At 70.5% G+C, this 20,428-nt stretch carries 20 protein-coding genes; 8 read left to right on the top strand and 12 right to left on the bottom strand.

All coding sequences use genetic code 11. The features are described from left to right. Positions 1-189: 189 nt before the first annotated feature. The 3 genes from RGD00_RS13220 to RGD00_RS13230 form a co-directional block, all read right to left on the bottom strand. Positions 190-786: a hypothetical protein gene (locus tag RGD00_RS13220; protein WP_310457813.1), complete on the bottom strand. Its 597-nt coding sequence runs from the start codon at positions 784-786 to the stop codon at positions 190-192. Positions 787-937: 151 nt separating this feature from the next. Further along, positions 938-1,969, bottom strand: a complete 1,032-nt coding sequence (locus tag RGD00_RS13225; protein ID WP_310457814.1) for a TRAP transporter substrate-binding protein — start codon at positions 1,967-1,969, stop codon at positions 938-940. A gap of 271 nt (positions 1,970-2,240) precedes the next feature. Next, the gene (locus RGD00_RS13230) at positions 2,241-4,550 is read right to left on the bottom strand and encodes a DNA topoisomerase IV subunit A (protein ID WP_310457815.1); all 2,310 of its coding nucleotides are present in this window, start codon (positions 4,548-4,550) and stop codon (positions 2,241-2,243) included. A gap of 142 nt (positions 4,551-4,692) precedes the next feature. Between RGD00_RS13230 and RGD00_RS13235 the strand changes: the two genes are divergently transcribed. From RGD00_RS13235 to lpxK, 4 genes are all read left to right on the top strand, one after another. Beyond that, positions 4,693-5,259, top strand: coding sequence for an SH3 domain-containing protein (locus RGD00_RS13235; RefSeq protein ID WP_310457816.1), 567 nt, complete (start codon positions 4,693-4,695; stop codon positions 5,257-5,259). A gap of 234 nt (positions 5,260-5,493) precedes the next feature. Further along, positions 5,494-6,324 (top strand): SDR family NAD(P)-dependent oxidoreductase, encoded by an 831-nt coding sequence (locus tag RGD00_RS13240; protein WP_310457817.1) that lies wholly within the window; start codon positions 5,494-5,496, stop codon positions 6,322-6,324. Between the two features lie 9 nt (positions 6,325-6,333). After that, positions 6,334-7,575, top strand: coding sequence for a 3-deoxy-D-manno-octulosonic acid transferase (locus RGD00_RS13245; protein ID WP_310457818.1), 1,242 nt, complete (start codon positions 6,334-6,336; stop codon positions 7,573-7,575). Next, positions 7,575-8,582 (top strand): tetraacyldisaccharide 4'-kinase, encoded by a 1,008-nt coding sequence (gene lpxK / locus RGD00_RS13250; protein WP_310457819.1) that lies wholly within the window; start codon positions 7,575-7,577, stop codon positions 8,580-8,582. The genes RGD00_RS13245 and lpxK overlap by 1 nt, the downstream gene beginning before the upstream one ends. A 263-nt stretch (positions 8,583-8,845) precedes the next feature. Here the strand turns inward: lpxK and RGD00_RS13255 are convergent, their stop codons facing one another. Genes RGD00_RS13255 through RGD00_RS13265 form a run of 3 tightly spaced genes read right to left on the bottom strand, consistent with a single transcriptional unit; the run spans position 8,846 to position 11,156 of the window. Continuing rightward, on the bottom strand, positions 8,846-9,970 hold the full coding sequence (locus RGD00_RS13255; RefSeq protein ID WP_310457820.1) for a CaiB/BaiF CoA transferase family protein: 1,125 nt from the start codon (positions 9,968-9,970) through the stop codon (positions 8,846-8,848). Between the two features lies 1 nt (position 9,971). Further along, positions 9,972-10,607 carry a DsbA family protein gene (locus RGD00_RS13260; RefSeq protein WP_310457821.1) on the bottom strand — a complete coding sequence of 212 codons (636 nt, stop codon included), beginning with the start codon at positions 10,605-10,607 and terminating at the stop codon, positions 9,972-9,974. A 12-nt stretch (positions 10,608-10,619) separates the two neighbouring features. Next, positions 10,620-11,156: a DUF721 domain-containing protein gene (locus RGD00_RS13265; protein WP_310457822.1), complete on the bottom strand. Its 537-nt coding sequence runs from the start codon at positions 11,154-11,156 to the stop codon at positions 10,620-10,622. A gap of 82 nt (positions 11,157-11,238) precedes the next feature. On the opposite strand from RGD00_RS13265, the gene mutY reads away from it, so the two are divergent. The 4 genes from mutY to zapE all read left to right on the top strand — a co-directional run bounded on the left by mutY (position 11,239) and on the right by zapE (position 15,213). Further along, a complete protein-coding gene (mutY, locus tag RGD00_RS13270) occupies positions 11,239-12,297 on the top strand; it encodes an A/G-specific adenine glycosylase (protein WP_310457823.1) in 1,059 nt (352 codons plus the stop codon). Between the two features lie 259 nt (positions 12,298-12,556). Continuing rightward, positions 12,557-13,696 carry an alkane 1-monooxygenase gene (locus RGD00_RS13275; RefSeq protein WP_310457824.1) on the top strand — a complete coding sequence of 380 codons (1,140 nt, stop codon included), beginning with the start codon at positions 12,557-12,559 and terminating at the stop codon, positions 13,694-13,696. Positions 13,697-13,835: 139 nt separating this feature from the next. Then, positions 13,836-14,039, top strand: a complete 204-nt coding sequence (locus tag RGD00_RS13280) for a YgaP family membrane protein (RefSeq protein WP_310457825.1) — start codon at positions 13,836-13,838, stop codon at positions 14,037-14,039. 73 nt (positions 14,040-14,112) lie between these two features. Continuing rightward, on the top strand, positions 14,113-15,213 hold the full coding sequence (gene zapE / locus RGD00_RS13285; protein ID WP_310457826.1) for a cell division protein ZapE: 1,101 nt from the start codon (positions 14,113-14,115) through the stop codon (positions 15,211-15,213). Between the two features lie 191 nt (positions 15,214-15,404). Here zapE and RGD00_RS13290 read toward each other — a convergent pair whose 3' ends face one another. The 6 genes from RGD00_RS13290 to RGD00_RS13315 are packed head-to-tail and all read right to left on the bottom strand — an operon-like array spanning position 15,405 to position 20,390. After that, positions 15,405-16,253, bottom strand: coding sequence for an alpha/beta hydrolase (locus RGD00_RS13290; protein ID WP_310457827.1), 849 nt, complete (start codon positions 16,251-16,253; stop codon positions 15,405-15,407). Beyond that, complete coding sequence (locus RGD00_RS13295; protein ID WP_310457828.1) at positions 16,250-17,062, bottom strand: aspartate dehydrogenase; 813 nt, start codon at positions 17,060-17,062, stop codon at positions 16,250-16,252. Before RGD00_RS13295 ends, RGD00_RS13290 begins: the two co-directional genes overlap by 4 nt. Further along, a complete protein-coding gene (locus RGD00_RS13300; RefSeq protein WP_310457829.1) occupies positions 17,049-17,750 on the bottom strand; it encodes an ABC transporter ATP-binding protein in 702 nt (233 codons plus the stop codon). Before RGD00_RS13300 ends, RGD00_RS13295 begins: the two co-directional genes overlap by 14 nt. After that, complete coding sequence (locus RGD00_RS13305) at positions 17,744-18,499, bottom strand: ABC transporter ATP-binding protein (RefSeq protein ID WP_310457830.1); 756 nt, start codon at positions 18,497-18,499, stop codon at positions 17,744-17,746. Before RGD00_RS13305 ends, RGD00_RS13300 begins: the two co-directional genes overlap by 7 nt. Further along, positions 18,496-19,473, bottom strand: a complete 978-nt coding sequence (locus RGD00_RS13310) for a branched-chain amino acid ABC transporter permease (RefSeq protein ID WP_310457831.1) — start codon at positions 19,471-19,473, stop codon at positions 18,496-18,498. Before RGD00_RS13310 ends, RGD00_RS13305 begins: the two co-directional genes overlap by 4 nt. A gap of 2 nt (positions 19,474-19,475) precedes the next feature. Further along, a complete protein-coding gene (locus RGD00_RS13315) occupies positions 19,476-20,390 on the bottom strand; it encodes a branched-chain amino acid ABC transporter permease (RefSeq protein WP_310457832.1) in 915 nt (304 codons plus the stop codon). Between the last annotated feature and the right edge of the window lie 38 nt (positions 20,391-20,428).

The following is a 20,428-nucleotide window of genomic DNA, read 5'->3' on the forward strand; positions in this document are numbered from 1 at the left end:
TCTTCCCGTGGTCAACGTGACCAATCGTACCAATGTTCACGTGCGGTTTCGTACGTTCAAACTTTGCCTTTGCCATGTCGCGGGCGTCCCTGGATCTGAGGGGGCCCGTCATCGACCGATTGCGGGGCCCGTTTTACACCGCGCGCCGTGTATCGGTTGGGCGCGGAAAATTCAAGCGTCACTTGCCCGTCAGCGCCCCGAAGGGGCTTTGGGCGGCTCTGCGGGGGGCGCGGCTGCGGGATCGAACCAGTGCGGGTTCTCGACCATCCAGTCCTCGACCGCCTTGGCGGCGTTGAAGGCCAGCGCGGCCATCTGTTCCTCGCGCGTGCGCGTCAGGCCGGAACCCACCACCGTTTCGCCCGAGAAACTCTCGAACACCGTGATCTGGCGCGGCTTTTCGTTGATCTTGCCGCCATCCGCGCCGCCCTTGGCATCGTCGAACACGGTGGCAGAGATGATCAGCACCGATTTCGGCGACAGCAGCACCGGCACGCCGGGGGGGGCGATGGCATAGCCGTCCAGATGGATGCCGATGTGATAGTACCGCTCGCCGTCCAGCCGCCCGAAACGGTCCTGGAACGCCTTGGTCAGCACGGCCTGCCATTCCGCGGGCGTGGCGTCGCGCGACACCGGCGACTTGACCGCCTTGTCGGTGATCACCGCCAGATGGCCGAGCCGCATCTTGCCGAGCGCGTCGGGCGGCGTGTCGAGCACCTGCGGCCCGCTGCCGCAAGCCGATAGCAGCAGCGCCGCCGCTGCGGCAAGGACGGGAAGGATTCGGGTCATCGCGCGCTCCGTCAGGGTCGGGCAGGGTCGGGCCTGCTTAGCCGAGCGGGGGGCCGCGCGCAACGGCGCGGGGCCGGCCCGGACACCGCCCGCCCGCATGGAAAAGGGCCCGCGCGGGTGGCGCGCGGGCCCTTCCGGCCGCAAGCGGGCCTTATTCGCCGGCCGCGGCGATGATGTCGCGGTATTCCTGCAACACCGCCGCCGGATCGGCCAGGCCCTTGGCCTTGGCGCGCTCGACCCACGACGCCTCGATGGGGGCGAGCATCTTCGACAGTTCGGCCACCATCTCGGGGCTGGCCTCGGTGATGTCGTAGCCCGCCTCCTTCAGCGTCGCCATCGCGGCATCCTCGGCCTCGGCATAGACGTCGCCCACGGTCTGGGCCAGCTTGTCCTGCGAAATCGCCAGGATCGCGGCGCGGTCGGCCTCGGAAATCTCGGCCCATTTCGCCGGGTTGATGCCCACCACGTTGACCGAGTTCGACACCCCGCCCGGCAGGATCAGCGCGTATTTCGTCAGATCCGTCTGGCCGAAACCCGTCACCGTATTGGCCTGCGTCAGCTGGCCGTCGATGACGCCGCTCGCCAGCATCTCGAACGCCTCGCTCGACGGCTTGTTGACGGTGACGCCCCCGGTCGCATCGAGGAACGCCTTGGTGCCCGAGGTCGGGGAGCGCATCTTGAGGCCCTGGAAATCCCCGATCGCCTTGACCGGCCGGGTCTTGGTGAACACCTGCGCCGGCGAGATCGAGAAGATCGACAGCACCTCGATGCCCTCGAATTCATTGAGCGGCGCCAGATGCTTGCGATAGAGCCGGTCGAAGGCCGGGGCGATGACCTCTTCCTTGTTCGACAAAAGCGGCATCTCGCCGAATTCGATCAGTTCGAACCGGCCCGGCGTATAGGCGGGCACGAGGAAGGCCATGTCGGCCAGCCCGTCGCGCACCACGTCGAACTGGCTCGCCACGGTGCCGACGACCTTGGGCAGGACCTCGACCTTGACCCGGCCCTCGGTGACCTTCTCGATTTCCTGGACCCAGGGGTGCAGCGCCTTTTCCCACAGGAAGAAACCCGGCGGCAGCCAGTTGGAATATCGGATGGTGACGGTTTCGCCGAAGGCGGCGGTCCCGGTGGCGATGGTGACGGCAGCGGCGGCGGCCAGCCGTGCGATGCGGTTGAATGCCATATGTGTTCTCCCTCCACGGGCCGCGGCACGGCCCCTGCGGCAGAGTGCCACAGACACCTGCCCTGTCTGTACCCGAGGAGGGGACATATCCGCCGCTGTATCCGGGCGGCGCCGGGGGCCAGCCCCCGGACCCCCGGGATATTTCTTTCACGGTGAAAGACGAGGGGCGTGTTTCTTCGGATAAAGGCGGATCCAGCTTCATCTTGCCGGAAATACTCCGGGGGTCCGGGGGCTGGCCCCCGGCCCTGCGCCATCCGCCTGCCGCGGCGCCTCAGGTGAAGCGGTTGTCGCGCGGAAAGCCGCGGGGCGCCATCCAGCCGGAACCCGCGCGCTTGCCCAGCCATTGGGTCAGGTCGGGCTCCGTCCGGGTGCGGCCGGCGGGGTCTTTCCAGCTCAGCCCCTCGGCCAGCACCAGGGTGGCGGCGTCCGACAGCCCCCCGTCCTTGTATTTCTGCAACCGCACGCCCTTGCCGCGCGCCATTTCCGGCAGTTCGGACAGCGCGAAGACCAGCATCTTGCGGTTCTCGCCCACCACCGCGACATGATCGCCGCGCACCGGCCGCGCCAGCATCGCCCGCGCCCCGTCGCGGAAGCTCAGCACCCCCTTGCCGGCGCGGGTCTGGGCCACGAGTTCGTCCACCGGCACCACGAAGCCGTCGCCCTCGGAGGAGGCGACGAGGTATTTCTCGCCCGGCCGGTAGATCAGCAGGTCCACGATGTCGGCCTCGTTCGGCAGGTCGACCATCAGGCGCACGGGTTCGCCCATGCCGCGCCCGCCGGGCAGGTTCGCGCCCAGAAGCGTGTAGAACCGTCCGTTGGTGCCGAAGAGCAGGATCCGGTCGGTCGTTTCGGCGTGGAACTGGAACCGGGGGCCGTCGCCGTCCTTGAACTTCAGTTCCTGGTCCAGCGGCAGGTGCCCCTTCATCGCCCGGACCCAGCCCATGCGCGAACAGACCACGGTGATCGGCTCGCGCTCGATCATCGCCTCGGCGGGCAGGGCCTCTGCCTCGGCGGCATCGGCAAAGGTGGTGCGGCGCGCGCCGCCCGGGGCGCCGGGGCCGAATTTCACCCCCGCCTCGCGCAACTCGGCGGCGATCCGCGCCCATTGCAGCGCGCCATCGGCCAAAAGCGCCATAATCCCCGCGCGTTCGGCCCGCAGCTCGTCGCGTTCGCGCCGCAGCTCGATTTCCTCCAGCCGCCGCAGCGACCGCAGGCGCATGTTCAGGATCGCCTCGGCCTGCACCTCGGTCAGGTCGCCCGGGCTGCGCGGCTTCGGCCCGCGATAGTCCTTTTCCGACAGCGCGCGGGGGAAAGTGCCCCCCCAGACCTCTGCCATCAGCGCGGCCTTGGGATCGGCGTCGTAACGGATGATGTCGATCACCCGGTCGAGGTTGAGGTAGGCGGTGATGAAGCCTTCCAGCACCTCCAGCCGGTGGTCGATCTTTTCCAGCCGGTGGCGCGACCGGCGTAACAGAACCTCGCGCCGGTGGTCGAGAAAGGCGCGCAGCACCTCTTTGAGCGAACAGACCTTGGGGGTGCGCCCGTCGATCAGCACGTTCATGTTCAGCGCGAACCGCACCTCGAGGTCCGAGACGCGGAAAAGCTGCCCCATCAGCACCTCGGGGTCCACCGTGCGCGCGCGCGGTTCCAGCACGATACGCACGTCATCGGCGCTTTCGTCGCGCACATCGGCCAGCAGGGGAACCTTCTTGGTCTGGATCACCTCGGCCAGCTTTTCGATCAGGCGCGATTTCGGCACCTGGAAGGGGATTTCCGTGACCACGATCTGCCAGGTGCCGCGGCCCAGATCCTCCACCTGCCAGCGCGCGCGCAGCCGGAAACTGCCGCGCCCGGTGCGATAGGCGTCGCGGATGCTGTCGGCGGGTTCCACCAGCACGCCGCCGGTCGGGAAATCGGGGCCGGGGATCAGGTCGACCAGCCGGTCGCCGGATGTGTCGGGGTCGTCGATCAGCGCAAGGCAGCCCTGCACCAGTTCGCCGATGTTGTGGGGCGGGATGTTCGTCGCCATGCCCACGGCGATGCCGCTGGCGCCATTGGCCAGCAGGTTGGGAAAGGCCGCGGGCAGCACCACGGGTTCTTCCAGCGTGCCGTCGTAGTTCGGGCGGAAATCGACCGCGTTTTCCGCCAGCCCTTCCAGCAGCGCCTCTGCCGCCGCGGTCAGCCGCGCCTCGGTGTAGCGGCTGGCGGCCGGGTTGTCGCCGTCGATGTTGCCGAAGTTGCCCTGCCCGTCCACCAGCGGGTAGCGGACGTTGAAATCCTGCGCCAGCCGCGCCATCGCGTCATAGATCGCGGCATCGCCATGCGGGTGATAGTTGCCCATCACGTCGCCGGAAATCTTAGCCGACTTGCGGAAACCGCCCGTCGAGGACAACCGCAGTTCGCGCATCGCGAACAGGATCCGGCGGTGCACGGGTTTCAGCCCGTCGCGGGCGTCGGGCAGCGCGCGGTGCATGATCGTGGACAGCGCATAGGTCAGATAGCGCTCGCCGATCGCGCGCGACAGCGGCTCGGACACCGTGGCGGGGCTCGGGGCGGGATCGTCGTCGGGCGTATCGGTCATGTCCCGTGATGTACGGCGCAGGCGCGCGGCGGTCCAGCGGGAAAAACGGCCCTGCGGGCGGGGAAGCGGCGGAAAGCGGTTCAGCCCGGCGGTGATTCGCGTCTAGGATGATGCAGGGCGGTTGCGCCCGGGGGACAAGACGATGCGATTGTTCAAGCTTCTGGTTCTGCTGGCATTGGGGTTCGGCGCGGTGGTCTACCTGTATGGCGGCAAGGCGCCGCCCGCGCGCGACCGGCAGGCAAAGGCCCCCGTGGCAGAGCCGGTGAAAACCGCCGCCGCCCCGGCGCCGCGCGCGCCGCGCCACCCTCCGGCCCCGGAAAAACCCGCGCCCGCCTTCAGCGCGGTGCCGGTGCCCGTGGCCCCGATCCCCACCGGCATCACCGCCGCGGCGCCCGGCGCGGCGAACGACCCCGGGCTGTTGACCACCATCGCCGCCGCGCCGAACCGCGACCCGGTAGCCGCCCCCGAACCCGCCCGCGCCACCGGCCCCGTGGAATCCGGCCCGGTGGAATTCCGCGAGGTCATCGCCAGCCTCGCCAATGTCCGCGCCGAACCCGGCACCGGCGCGCAGGTCCTGGGCCGCCTGCCGCGGGGCGAGATCGTGGCCGTGGCGGCAGAGGAAAACGGCTGGTCACTGATCCGCATCGAGGGCGACGGCATCGAGGGCTGGGTCGCAAGCCGCCTCCTGACCCCCATCGCGGCGGAGTGACCCCACCCCCGGGGCGCTGCCCCGGACCCCGGAGTATTTGGGAAAAGATGAAGCCGTACAGGAAGGGATACGCGCCCTTCTTCACTTTCTGTCCCTAAATATCCCGGGGTCCGGGGCAGCGCCCCGGGGCCGGCCACAGGCCCGACGCATGGGGGAGCCCCGCCCTTGCACCCCGCCCCCCGCCCGCGTAGCACTTGGGCCGGACCGGTGGCGGGCCGGGAAGAAGGACGGGCGATGGCGCAGCGGAGCATTCTGATCACGGGCTGTTCGTCGGGCATCGGCGCGGATGCCGCGCGTGCGCTGCATGCGCGGGGCTGGCGCGTCTTCGCCACCTGCCGGCGGGAAACGGACTGCGCCCGCCTGCGGGAAGAGGGGCTGGAAAGCTTCCCGCTCGACCTTGCCGACGAGGACAGCATCGACACCGCCATCGACGAGCTACGCAGCCGCACCGGCGGCGGGCTCGACGCGCTTTACAACAACGGCGCCTTCGCCCTGCCCGGCGCGGTCGAGGATCTGCCGCGCGGCGCATTGCGCGAGATTTTCGAGGTCAACCTCTTCGGCACCCATGACCTGACCCGCCGCGTGATCCCGATCATGCGGGCGCAGGGGCGTGGGCGGATCGTGACCTGTTCTTCAGTCCTAGGGCTGGTGCCGCTGAAATGGCGCGGGGCCTATGTCGCCACCAAATTCGCGCTGGAAGGGCTGACCGATGTGCTGCGGCTGGAAATGCGCGGCACCGACATCGACGTGATCCTGATCGAGCCCGGCCCCATCACCAGCAATATCCGCGTGAATTCCATCCCCCATTTCGAACGCTGGGTGGACTGGCAGGCATCCCCCCGCGCGGACCAGTATCGCGGCAGCCTGCTGAAACGCCTTTACGAAAGCCGCGGGCCCGACAGGTTCGAACTGCCGCCCGCCGCGGTCACGGCGAAACTGGTCCGTGCGCTGGAAAGCCCGCGCCCCCGCGCGCGCTATTACGTCACCACGCCCACCCATCTGATGGGCCTCGCCCGGCGCATCCTGCCCACCGCGGCGCTCGACTGGCTGGTCGACAAGGGGTAGGTCTGGCGCATGGACAGGTCGATCGGACTGGGGCTCTATCTGCTGGCGGCGGGACGGCGGGCGCGCGGCGGCGCGGCGGCCCCTGCCCCCCCCCGGCCCGAGGGCACGCTGGTCTGGCTCGCCGCGCTCGACCCTGCGGCGGGGCACGGGCTGGGGCAGCTGGCGCGGCGGCTGGCGGAGGAGCGGCCGGGGCTGCGGGTGCTGCTGTCCACGCCCGGGGGCTGCGCGGGCGATACCGCCGCGCGGGTGATGCAGACCGAGATGCCAGAGGATGCGACCGGGGCGGTGCGCGCCTTCCTCGACCACTGGCGGCCCGACGCGGTGGTGCTGACCGGCGGGCGGCTGCGCCCGGTTCTGGTCCATGCCGCCGCGCGCCGCGCCATCCCCCTGGTGCTGGCCGAGGCCCCCGGCGCGCTGACGGTGGACGGGGGCAGCCCGCGCTGGTGGCCGGGGGTGATGCGCGCGCTTCTGCGCAGCTTTGCCCGCATCTTCGCGCTGGACGAACCCGCCCTGCGCGCCCTGCGCCGCGCCGGCGCGCCCCCGCCCGCCAGCGCCATCGGCGGCCGGCTGGAGGCCGAAAGCCGCGCGCTCGGCTGCAACGAGGCCGAACGGGCCGCCGTGGCCCGCAGCCTCGGCACCCGCCCGGCTTGGCTTGCCGCCGCGCTGCCGATGGCGGAACTCGACATGGTGGCGGCCGCCCATCTGGCGGCGCTGCGCATGACCCACCGGCTGCTGCTGATCCTCGTGCCCGCCGACCTGGGGCAGGCAGAGGCGATGGCGGCCCGGCTGATCGCCCACCACGGGCTGATCGTGGCGCGGCGGGGGTCGGACGACGAACTGTCCGAGGAAACGCAGGTCTATATCGCCGATACGGAAGGCGAACTGGGCCTGTGGTACCGCCTCGCCCCCATCGCCTGGCTGGGCGGCACGCTCGCCGGCCCCGGCTGCCTGCGCCATCCGTTCGAGGCCGCGGCGCTCGGCGCCGCCATCGTCCACGGGCCGGTGACGGCGCCCCATGCCGTCGCCTGCGCCGACCTGTCCCGGGCGGGGGGCAGCCGGGTGCTGAAGAATTCCGCCGAACTGGGGGAAACGGTGGGCGACCTTCTGGCCCCCGACCGCGCCGCACGTCTGGCCCGCGCGGCGTGGGAGGTGGAATCCGCCGGGGTCGAGGCGACGGACCAGCTGGTCCGCGCGGTGCTGGAGCTGCTGCCCGCGCCCGCCCCCGCGAACGGCCCCCGGGGGGATCCGTGATGCGTGCGCCGGGCTTCTGGTTCACGCCGCCCGACCGGCCCGCCTGGCAGGCGCGGCTGCTGGCCCCTCTCGGCGCGCTTTACGCCGCCGCCACGGCCCGGCGGCTGCGGCAAGGGGGGCCGGGGTATCGCGCCGGGGTGCCGGTGATCTGCATCGGCAACCTCAACGCCGGCGGCACGGGCAAGACGCCCACGGTGATCGCGGTGCTGGAACGGCTGGCGGCGCGCGGCGTTGCGGCGGGCGTGGTCAGCCGCGGCCATGGCGGGCGGCTGACGGGGCCGGTGCGGGTGGACCCGGCGGTGCATTCGGCCGCCGATGTGGGGGACGAACCCCTGCTGCTGGCGGCCTTCGCCCCGGTCTGGGTGGCGCGCGACCGCGCCGCCGGGGTACGGGCGGCAGAGGCCGCGGGGATGGGCGCGGCGGTGCTGGACGACGGGTTGCAGAACCCTTCCGTCATCAAGGACCTGTCGCTGGTGGTGGTGGATGCCGTGCGCGGCTTCGGCAACGGGCGCTGCCTGCCCGCGGGGCCGCTGCGCGAACCCGTGGCCGCGGGGCTGGCCCGCGCCGATCTGGTGCTGTCCATCGGCGGGGCAGAGGCGCAGGCGCGCTTTGCCGCCATATGGGGCCCGGCGCTCGGCGGGCTGCCCCATGTCACCGCGCGGCTCGCGCCGTTGCAGATGGGCATGGGCTGGCAGGGCGAACGGGTGCTGGCCTTCGCGGGCATCGGCCACCCGGAAAAGTTCTTCACCACCCTGCGCGCCGAGGGGGCGGACCTCGTCCGCACCGTGGCGCTGTCGGACCACCAGCCCCTGCCCGAGACGCTGCTGCACCGGATGGAGGCCGAGGCCAAGCTGCGCCGCGCGCAACTGGTGACGACGGAAAAGGACGCCGTGCGCCTGCCCGCCACATGGCGGCGGCGGGTGCTGACCCTGCCGGTGCGGCTGCGGCTGGACGACCCGGCCCCGCTGGAGGGGGCGCTGGACAGGGTGCTGACGCCGCGGACATAGCGGATACCGGCCTAAAGCGGAGCCATCTTCCACGAGCTGCGCCGGTGTCGAGCACGGCGCCGGGGGCCAGCCCCCGGACCCCCGGAGTATTTCGGAAAAGGTGAAGCCGCATGCAGGGAAGGGACCCGGGCCCCTTCTTCATTTTCTGTCCTTAAATATCCCGGGGTCCGGGGCAGCGCCCCGGCGCCGACCTCGCCGCCCCGCAGCAACCGCTATCGAGGAGGACAGGCAGGCCAAGACGTGCCCCGCCCCCCTCCGGCCGCTCAGCCGATCCCGGACTGGTGTTCCCCCAGTTTCGGCGCGGGCGCACCCGTTGCCAGAACGGCGTCCGAAAAGGTGATCGGCGTGCGCACGCCGGGAATACCGTCCATGTCGAGCTTCAGCCCCCGGGCGATCACCTGGGGATCGGCAAAGACCTCGGCCAGGTCGTTGATCGGCCCGGCGGGCACGCCCTGCGCCTCGCAGGCCGCCAGAAGGTCGGCCTTGGCCCATTGCCGCGTCGCCGCGGTCAGCCGTTCGGTCAGCGCGGCGCGGTTGGCCACGCGGTCGGCGTTGCTCAGGAACTCCGGCGCCTCGGCGATCCCGGCCAGCCCGAGGATCCCGCAGAGCCGCCGGTATTGCGCATCGTTCCCCGTCGCCAGGATGATCCAGCCATCGGCGCAGTCGAACACCGCATAGGGGGCGAGGTTCGGATGCGCGTTGCCCATCATCCCCGGCGGCCTGCCGGTGGCGAGGAAGTTCATCGCCTGGTTGGCCATGATCGCGGTGGCCACGTCCAGCAGCGCCATGTCCACCTGCTGGCCCTGCCCCGTCGCCGCGCGCTGGTGCAGCGCGGCGAGGATCCCCACCACCGCATAGACGCCGGTGAACACATCCGTCACCGCCACGCCCACCTTCTGCGGCTGGCCGCCGGGTTCGCCCGTCACGCTCATCAGCCCGGCCATGCCCTGGATGATGAAATCGTACCCCGCGCGATGGGCATAGGGCCCGTCCTGGCCGAAACCGGTGACGGAACAATAGATCAGCCGGGGGTTCACCTGCCGCAGGCTGTCATAATCCAGCCCGTATTTCTTCAGCCCCCCGACCTTGAAGTTCTCGATCACCACATCGGCATCCGCCACCAGCCGGCGCACCAGCGCCTGCCCCTCGGGCGTGGTGAAATCGGCCGTCACCGATTTCTTGCCCCGGTTGGTGGCATGGTAATAGGCCGCGGCGCGGTCACCTTCGCGTTCGATGAAGGGGGGCCCCCACCGGCGGGTGTCGTCGCCCTCGGGCGCCTCGACCTTGATCACCTCGGCCCCCAGATCGGCCAGCGTCTGGCCCGCCCAGGGGCCCGCAAGGATACGCGCGAGTTCGACGACCCGCAGACCGGACAACGGAGAGGACATGTTACTGCGCGAGCCTTTCGTCCAGGATCTTCGACAGGGCGGCATAGCTCATGTTGCCGTGCTTTTCACCGTCGATGATCAGGCTGGGGGTGGAATCCACCTTGTCCGCCTCGGTATCGGCCTGGAACTTGGCCACCATCGCCTGCGCCATCGCGCCGTCCTGCATGCAGGCGTCAAGCTGTTCGTCGGTCATGCCCGCGGTGCGGCCGATGCGGCGCAGGTTGTCCATCACCACCCCGGCGTCGTTCGACCCGGCCCAGTCGCGCTGCCCGGCATAGAGGATCTCGGCGATGCCGAAATACCGCGCCTCGCCGCCGCAGCGCGCCATCATCGCGGCCCAGAGCCCGTAGCGGTCGAAAAAGACCTCGCGATAGACGAACCTGATCTTGCCGGTGTCGATGTAGTCGCGCTTCAGCTCCTTGAACACCGTGCCGTGGAAGGTCGCGCAATGCGGGCAGGTGAACGAGGCATATTCCGTCACCGTCACCTTCGCGTCCGGGTTGCCGAGCACGAGTTCGGGCACCTCGGGCAGCGGCGCCTGGGTGTCCGTGCCCTGCGCGAGGCCGGCGAACGGGGAAAGGGCGAGGGCGGCGCCAAGGGTCAGCCCGAAGGCGCGGCGGCCGAGGGTCAGGGTCATGCGGTGGCCTTTCTATTTCGCAGCGCGAGTTAAGACGTTTTGCGCCAGGGCTTCAAGCGCGGCGCGCAGGCGGTCGTCGCCGATGCCGGCGGTGACGGTGGCGGCCCGGGCGGCGATTTCCGGCGGCGGGCCCGCGGGGGCGGGCCGGGGCGCGGGCGCCGGGGTGAAGGGGGTCTGGCCCTCGGCAAAGCCGGTGGGGGCGGTCTGGGTCAGGTGGATGCGGGCGATGGCGTTGTAGCCGTAGACGGCATTCACCCTGTCCTTCAGCTTGTCCGCCGCCATCTGCACCAGCGGCGCCTGCGCGGGCGCAACCAGCAGCGTCAGCACCGCCCCCAGGCCCTCGCGCCCGTAACCCACCTTGACGGGGCGGGTGATGGCGGCCAGATCCTGCCCCGCGATCTCTGCCCAGTGGGTCAGCAGGCGGGCCACGGCAAAGCCGCGCGATTCGCCCGCCTTTTCCACCCGGCGCTGGACCAGCGCCGCGGCGGGCTCGAACCCGCGCAGGCGGCGGGGGGGCGGGGCGGGCGGCGTCTGCGGCGGACGGGTCATGGCGGTTGCATCCCTTGGTCGCGCCATACTATCGCGGGCGGTGCGATGCGCCAGCACCGGCAGCCAGCGGAGGGCATAAAGATTGCGTTATGACGCGAAAGACATCGGCGCGGCCCTGCTGGCCTGGTACGACGGCGCGGCGCGGATGATGCCCTGGCGCGTGGGGCCCGCGGACCGGGCGGCGGGGGTGCGGCCCGATCCCTATCGCGTCTGGCTGTCCGAGGTCATGCTGCAACAGACCACCGTGGCCGCGGTCGAGGGCTATTTCCGCCGCTTCACCGCGCGCTGGCCCGATGTCGCCGCCCTGGCGGCGGCCGAGGATGCCGAGGTCATGGCCGAATGGGCGGGCCTCGGATACTACGCCCGCGCACGCAACCTGCTGAAATGCGCGCGCGCCGTGGCCACGGATCACGGCGGCCGGTTTCCGGCGACGGCGGCCGCGCTGCACAGCCTGCCCGGTGTCGGCCCCTATACCGCGGGCGCGGTTGCGGCAATCGCCTTCGACGAACCCGCGGTGGTGGTCGACGGCAATGTCGAACGGGTTGTGGCGCGGCTGTTCGCGGTGCAGACCCCCCTGCCCGCGGCGAAACCCGAACTGGTGGCGCTGGCCACCCGGCTGACCCCCGCGGAACGGCCCGGGGACCATGCGCAGGCGATGATGGATCTGGGCGCGACGATCTGCACCCCGCGCAATCCCGCCTGCCCCCGCTGCCCCCTGGCCGCCTTCTGCGCCGCCCGCGCGCAGGGCATCGCCGCCGATCTGCCTCGCAAGGCGCCCAAGGCCGCCAAACCCCTGCGGCGCGGCATCGCCTATGTCGTCCGGCGCAGCGACGGGGCGATGCTGCTGGAACGGCGGCCCGACCGGGGGCTTCTGGGCGGGATGCTCGGCTGGCCCGGCAGCGACTGGTCCGCCGCCCCCGATGACGCGCCGCCCCTGCCCGCCGACTGGCACGACCCGGGGGCGGAGGTGCGCCATGTCTTCACCCATTTCGAACTGCGCCTGGCGCTGCGGCTGGCCCATGTGGGCCTGAACGCGGTGCCCGACCGCGGCACCTTCATCCCCGCGGCGGATTTCCGCCCCGCCAGCCTGCCCACCGTCATGCGCAAGGTCTGGGACGCGGCAGCGCGTCACGGGACCTGACCCACCCCGCCGTTCCGCTCGGTGGTGCGGGCAGCGGCGCGCCGCGCGGGGATATTTAAGGACAGAAAATGAACAGGTGTCGCCTCACCGGAAAACAGCGTGCTCACTTTCTGTCTGAAAATATCCTCAGGGGGTGAATTGGCGCAGCCAAGAGGGGGCAGAATGCCCCCTGCCCCGCCCGCCCCCCGCGTCACGGCGTCCGGTTTGCGCCGCGCCGCGGCTGCGCTAGACTTCGCGCGCCCAGCAACCGAGGTGCCCCATGCCCGCCCCCCTTTCCGGCCGCCTGCGCGACGCCCTGCCGTTCTGGCTGTCGCTCGGCCTCGTGCCGCTGGCGCTGGTCGAGGCGCGGTGGGGCGGCTGGACGCTGGTCCTGCTGCCGCTCTATGGCTGGGGGATGGTGACGCTGCTGGATGCCGCATCGGGGCTGAACACCGACAACCCCGACCCCGCCACGCCGGAGGATCGGCTGTTCTGGCACCGGCTGATCACCATGATCTGGTTTCCGGTGCAGGCGGCGGTGATCTTCGGCATGATCTGGTATGCCCCCCGCGCGGCACATCTGTCGAGCTGGGAAAAGGTCGCGCTGTTCTTCGGTCTGGGCGTGATCTCGGGCACGATCGGGATCGTCTATGCCCACGAACTGCTGCACCAGAAGAACCGGCTGGAACGCTGGCTGGGGGATCTGCTGCTGGCCTCGGTCCTTTACAGCCATTTCCGGTCGGAACATCTGCGGGTGCATCACCTTTACGTCGGCACCCCGCGCGATGCGGTGACGGCGCGCTACAACGAGGGCTTCCACCGCTTCTTCCTGCGCGTGCTGTGGGAATGCCCGCGGTCCGCCTGGCGGGCAGAGGCGGCGATGCTGGCCCGGCGCGGCCTGCCGGCCCGGCACCGCAGCAATCCGTTCTGGCGCTATGCCGCCTTGCAGGCCGCCATGCTGGCGCTGGCGCTGGCGCTTGGCGGATGGGAGGGTCTGGGGCTGTTCCTGATCCAGGCGCTGTCCGCCGTCTGGCAACTGGAACTGACGAACTATATCGAGCATTACGGGCTGACGCGGCTGCATCTGGGCGAGGGGCGGTATGAACATGTCCAGCCGCGCCACAGCTGGAACGCCGCGCATCGGGTGTCGAACTGGCTGCTGATCAACCTGCAACGCCATTCCGACCACCATTACAAACCCGAGCGGCGCTTTCCGCTGCTCCAGACCTATGGCGCCGACGCGGCCCCGCAACTGCCCTACGGCTATCCGGCGATGACCGCGCTGGCGATGGTGCCGCCGCTCTGGCGGCGGGTGATGAACCCCCGCGTGCGTGCCTGGCGGCGGCAGTTCTATCCGCAGGTCGCCGACTGGACCCCCTACAAGCAGGGCACCACGCCGATGCCGCGCGGCGCCCCCTGACGCCCGGGGCGGCGCGCACGGGCGCGACGGGGTGCCGCGGGCAACACATTCTCGCATTCACACTATTGAATTTGTTTTCCGCCCGGTCTATGGTCCCCCCATCGGCAGGCAATGCCTGCGCCAACACCGGGATACCGCCATGACCCTTGACCGCGCCGTGATGCTGTTCGCCGGCATCGTCGTCCTCGCCAGCCTCGCCCTCGGCACCTGGGTGTCGAACTACTGGTACCTGCTGACCGCCTTTGCCGGGCTCAACATGATCCAGGCATCCTTCACCGGCTTCTGCCCCGCGGCGATCGTGTTCAAGAAGCTGGGTGTCACGACGGGCTGCGCGTTCCAGTAACCACGTTTCCCCAGGCAGCCCCCACGGCGCGGCAAGGCTTCCCCTTGCCGCGCCGTTTCGCTATTGGCGGCGCATGCGCCAGAGCCTGACAGAGATCTACGACAACCGCGCCGCCGAAGGCAGCTTGCGCCCCGACCCGGCACAGCGCGCGGTGCTGCCGCTTTTGGAAGACATCCGCACCCGGCTGGAAACCGCCCCTCCGCCCCGGTCCCGCGGCCTTCTCGGGGGGCTCTTGCGCCGGGGCGCGCCCGAACCGGCAGGCAAGGGGCTTTACCTCTGGGGCGGGGTGGGGCGCGGCAAGTCGATGCTGATGGACCTGTTCACCGCCGAAACCGCGATCACTGCCAAGCGCCGGGTGCATTTCCACGCCTTCATGCAGGAAATCCAGCGCGAGCTGCATGCCGCACGCCAGCGCGGCGCGGCGGATGCGCTGGTGCCTGTGGCCGATGCGGTGGCGCAGGACCTGCGGCTTTTGTGCTTCGACGAGATGCAGATCACCGACATCGCCGATGCGATGGTGGTGGGGCGGCTGTTCGAGCGGCTGATGGCGCAGGGGGTGACGATCGTCACCACCTCCAACCGCCCGCCGGACGATCTTTACAAGAACGGGCTGAACCGGGGGCTGTTCCTGCCGTTCATCGGCCTGATCAAGGAACGGATGACGGTGGCCGAACTCGAATCGCCCACCGACTACCGCCAGCACCGGCTGGCCGGCACGCAGGTCTATTTCACCCCCGCCGATCCCGCGGCGCATGCGGCGCTGTCGGCGCTGTGGGACGAACTGACCGGCGGCGGCGCGGGCGCGCCCCTGACGCTGGCGGTCAACGGGCGCGAGATCACGCTGGACCATGCGCAGAACGGGGTGGCGCGGGCGTCGTTCTGGGATCTTTGCGCGCGCCCGCTCGGCCCCGGGGACTACCTCGCCATCGCCGCGGCGGTGCGGGTGCTGATCGTCGAGGACATCCCGCGGCTGTCGGCGGCGAACTACAACGAGGCGAAGCGGTTCGTCACCCTGGTCGATGCGCTCTACGAGGCGAAGGTGCGCCTCATCGCCTCGGCCGCGGACGAACCCGAACGGCTTTACGCCGAGGGAACGGGGGCCTTCGAATTCGAACGCACCGCCAGCCGCCTGCGCGAGATGCAGGGGGCCGACTGGGGCGCCGCGGCGGACTGACCCCCGAGGGCAGCGCCCGTGATGACTGTCGGCGGCCTCCGGCGGGGATATTTGGGGACAGAAAATGCCAAGGGCACGTTCCCTCTTCACTTTCTGTCCATAAATATCCCGCGGGGGCGCCGGCGGGGGCGCCACTGGTTCGAGAACCAGCCGGCGCGGGGCGCGAAGCCCCCGGCGCTCCCCATCCACCCTCAAAACAGTTGCAGCAGGGCTCGCGACAGGGCGGTGTCGGGCTGCGCGAGATCCATGATCACGTCGAAATGGTTCCGCCCCGGTACCGTCAGCAGCGGCGCGCCGGTGGCGGTGGCCCAGGCGGCGCTTTGGCGCGTGAAGCCCGGGGTTTCGGTTTCGGCCAGCGCGGTCACGCCCCGCAGGGCGGGGGGCGGGGCGCGCAGGGGGCTGAGGGTGGCGATCTCTTCCGGCGTCAGGTGCAGCCAGTCCTGCGGATGGCTGGCGGCGATGGGGGCAAGTTCGTAAAGACCCGAGACCGGCAGCATCCCCGCCAGCGGTTGCGCGGGCAGGCCCATGGCCGCCTGCCAGCCGGGCATCGCCAGCGCCGCCGCCAGATGCCCGCCGGCGGACGACCCGCCGACCACGATCCGCCCCCGGTCGATCCCCAGATCATCCGCGTTGCGCCAGAGCCAGGCCAGCGCCGCGCGGCACTGGCGCACGATTTCGGTCAGGCTGGCGGCGGGGGCGAGCGTGTAGTCGGGCACCGCGCAGGCGATGCCGCGGGCGGCCAGCATCGGCGCCATGAAGGCCGAATGCCCCCGCGACAGCGCGCGCCAGTAGCCGCCGTGCAGGAACAGGAACAGCGGCCGCCGTTCACCCGGCGCGGTGCCGAACAGATCCAGCCGTTCGCCCGATCCATCATAGACCAGCCCCGTCCGCGCCCCCGGCAGGCCCGGTGCCGGGGCCGACAGGCGCGCATAATCGGCGATGATGCGGGCGAAATCCGCCGCACTCACACAATCCTTCGCGGTATAGTCGGCATCCAGCCGCGCGCGGGGCCAGCCGCCCTCGGCCGCGAGGCCCGTCACAGCACCACCGCCGCGGCGCGGTTCTCGATCAGCCGGACCAGCGCCAGCGCGGTCAGTTCAGACGACTTGGGGTTGGTGGCCAGCGGGCGGTTTTCCAACGCGATGGTCATGGTGCCGAAATCGCCCGTGGCCCGCAGGCGGTGCGCGTTGCCCGCCGCCCCCGGGTCGGCCACCAGCGCGATACGGGTACGGGCGGGGCCGATACCTGCCAGCGCGGTAATCATCGCCACATTCGCGTTCTGGGGGAAATCGCGCGCGGCCTCTGCTGCCGTGCCGTCGAAGAAGGTCAGGGGCGCGGTCAGCGCCGCCAGATCGCACAGCTTTTCCGCCGCCGTGCCCGCCCACGCGGCAGGGGGCTTGACGATCTCGTGCCGCACCTCGGCCAGACCCAGACGGGCGGCGGCGGCCAGCGCGTCGATCCCGCCCAAGGCGCCCGGCGCGATCAGCACCTGCCGCCCCGCCGCCGTGGCCCGCGCCGCGAGGTCCGCCAGCAGCGCGCCATCGGTGAAGGCGGATGTCGAGGCCGGCGCGAAATCCGCCCCCGCCGCCAGCGCCGCCCGGCCCCAGTCCATCACCGCGGCGCGGCCCGCGCATTCCACCACCAGCCCCGGCGCCAGCGCGGCAAGCCCATCCGGCCCCGCCACCCGCGCCGCGCCCGCGGGCCAGCCGGGCCGCACCACCCCCGCATCGCGCACCGCCACGCCCGCCAGCACCACGCGCGGCGGGCGGCGTTCGGCCAGCAGCGCCGCGACCCGCTGCCCGATCGCACCCCAGCCGACCAGCACCACCCGCAGGTCAGACCCCGACATAGCCCTGCACCCGTTCGGCGTCGCGGTCCAGATCGGCCCCCGTCCCGGCCCAGACCGTCCGCCCCTTTTCGATGATGTAATGCCGGTCGGCCAGCCGCTTGAGCACGCCGAGGTTCTTGTCGATCAGCAGGATCGACTGCCCCTGCGCCTTCAGCCGCCCGATGACGTGCCAGATCTCGGTCCGGATCACGGGGGCCAGCCCCTCTGTCGCCTCGTCGAGGATCAGAAGCCGCGGGTTCGTCATCAGCGCGCGGCCCACGGCCAGCATCTGCTGTTCGCCCCCCGACAGCGTGCCCGCCACCTGCCCCGCGCGTTCGCGCAGGCGGGGAAACAGGTCATAGACCTTGTCCAGCGTCCAGGGCTCGGCCCGTTTCAGCCGGTTCGCCGCGGTGGCGACAAGATTTTCGCGCACCGTCAGGGTGTGAAAGATCTGCCGCCCCTCGGGCACCAGCCCCGCACCCAGACGGGCGATGCGTTCGGGCGGCAGGCCCGCGATTGCCCGGCCCTCGAAACTGACCGCCCCGCCGCGCGGCGGCAGAAGGCCCATGATCGCGCGCACGGTGGTGGTCTTGCCCATGCCGTTGCGGCCCAGAAGCGTCACCACCTCGCCATCGCGCAGATCCAGCGAGACGTCGAACAGCACCTGACCCGCGCCATAGGCGGCCTGAAGTCCCGATACGCTCAGCACAGCTCGTCCTCCGCCCCCAGATAGGCCTCGCGCACCGCCGGGTTGGCGCGGATCGCGTCGGCGTCGCCGGTGGCGATCACGCGGCCATAGACCAGCACCGAAATCCGCCCGGCCAGCGCGAACACCGCGTCCATGTCGTGTTCCACCAGCAGCATCGGCGTTTCCTGCCCGACCTCGCGCAGAAGCGCGATCATCTCCTGGCTCTCGACATGGCCGAGGCCCGCCATCGGTTCGTCCAGAAGCAGCAGCCGGGGCCGGCGGGCCAGCGCCACCAGCAGTTCCAGTTGCTTGCGTTCGCCATGCGACAGGTCGCGCGCGGGCACGTCGCCGCGCCCGGCCATCGCGCCCTTGGCCAGCAGGGCATCCGCCTGATCCCACAGGGGCGCGCGGCGCCGCAGACGGTCGAAGATGCGGAAGTTGCCGCCCTCGCGCGCCTGCACGGCCATGGCGATGTTTTCGCGCACGGTGGCGTCGTCCAGCAGGCTGGTGATCTGGAAGGTGCGCCCCAGACCCATCGCCACGCGGTCGGGGACCGGCAGATGCGTCACATCCTGCCCGGCAAGGACGATGCGGCCCGCATTGGGTGTCAGTTCGCCGCACAACTGGTTGATCAGCGTGGACTTGCCCGCCCCGTTGGGGCCGATCAGCGCGTGGATCTCGCCCGGCATCACCGTGAGGCTGACGTCATCCGTCGCCAACAGCCCGCCGAAACGTTTCACCAGCCCCTCTATTTCCAGAATCGGCGTCATTTCCCGCCCCCCCACAGCCGGGCCACACGCGCCACCAGCGCGGCGATCCCGCCCTTGGTGCCCAGAACCACCACCAGCAGGATCAGGCCCAGTGCCAGCGGCCAGTGTTCCGACCACCCGGCCAGAAAGCTTTCCAGCAGCAAGAACGCCCCCGTTCCCAGCACCGGGCCAAAGAATGTGCCGACCCCGCCGAGGATGACCATGATCATCAGCTCGCCCGATTTGGTCCAGTGCAGCATGTCGGGGCTGGCGAAGCGCAGGTAGTTCGCCATCAATGCCCCCGCCAGCCCCGCGCCCATGCCCGACAGCACGAAGGCCATCAGCTTGTAGCGGTAGGGCGCAAAGCCGAGCGCGGCCATGCGGCGTTCGTTCTGCCGTATCCCCCGGATCACCGCGCCGAAGGACGAATGCACCACCCGCCACAGCGCCGCGAAGAACAGCACCGCCACGGCGAGCACGACGTAATAGACATTCGCCTTGTCGCGCATGTTGACGAAGGGCAGCTCGTTCGTGCGGCGCACGATGATGCCGTCCTCGCCGCCATAGGCGGTCAGCGAGACGAAGAGGAAGAACAGCATCTGCGCGAAGGCGAGCGTGATCATGATGAACTGCACCCCGCCCGTGCGCAGGCTCAGCGCGCCGATGATCGCGGCGGCAAGGCCGGATACCAGCACCGCCACCGGCAGGGTGATCAGCAACTGGTTGGTGCCGGGGATCAGGCCGAACAGCGGCTCGCCCGAGGTGTGGTGGGCATAGAGGATGCCGACGACATAGCCCCCGATGCCGAAGAACGCCGCATGGCCGAAGCTGACCATCCCGCCATAGCCGAGGATGAAGTTCAGGCTCGCCGCCGCGATGGAATAGATCAGGATCCGGGTGAACAGCGCCAGCATCGCCGGCTGGCCGAAGGCATCCGACAGCACCGGCACCAGCGCCAGCAGGATCACGGCGGCAAGGATCAGGACAAGACGCATCCCTAGGCCCCCGCCGCGAACAGGCCGCGCGGGCGCACCAGCAGCACCACCGCCATGACCAGATAGATCCCCATCGAGGCAACCCCGATCCCCACCGCATCGGCATCGGACGGCGGCATCACCTGCCGCAGCAGGCCCGGCAGAAAGGCGCGCAGCATCGTATCCACCACGCCAAGCGCCAGCCCCGCGACGAAGGCCCCCTTGATCGACCCCACGCCGCCGATCACCACGACGACGAAGGTGGCCAGCAGGATCTGTTCGCCCATGCCCACCTGCACCGCCAGAATGGGCCCGGCCATATAGCCCGCCAGCCCCGCCAGCAGCGCGCCGAGGCCGAAAACGATGGTGTAGAGCAACCGGATGTCCACGCCCAAGGCGCGCACCATGTCGCGGTTCGTGGCGCCCGCGCGCACCAGCATGCCCACCCGCGTGCGGTTGATCAGCGCCCACAACCCCACGGCCACCAGCAGCCCCACGAGGATGATCAGCAGCCGGTAGGTCGGGTAATACAGCCCCGGCAGCAGTTGGACCGAGCCGGAAAAGGCCGCCGGCATCTGGGTGAACACCGGCTGGCGGCCGAACAGCAGCACGATCACCTGGTTGAAGGTCAGGATCAGCGCGAAGGTCGCCAGCACCTGATCCAGATGGTCGCGCGCGTAAAGACGGCGTACCACCAGCGCCTCGACCGCGAACCCGGTCAGCGCCGCGGCGCCCAAGGCCGCCGGAAGCCCCAGCCAGAAACTGCCGGTTTCCGCCGCCACCCAGGTGCCCGCATAGGCGCCGACCATGTAGAGCGAGCCATGCGCGAGGTTGATCACCCCCATGATGCCGAAGATCAGCGTCAGCCCCGCGGCCAGCAGGAACAGCATGACCCCGTATTGCAGGCCATTGAGAAGTTGTTCGAGGATCAGGATCATGCGTGCATCCGCAGGCTGCGGCCGGGCGCGTCACGCCC

Source organism: Ruixingdingia sedimenti (genome assembly GCF_031432425.1).
GTDB lineage: Bacteria > Pseudomonadota > Alphaproteobacteria > Rhodobacterales > Rhodobacteraceae > Ruixingdingia > Ruixingdingia sedimenti.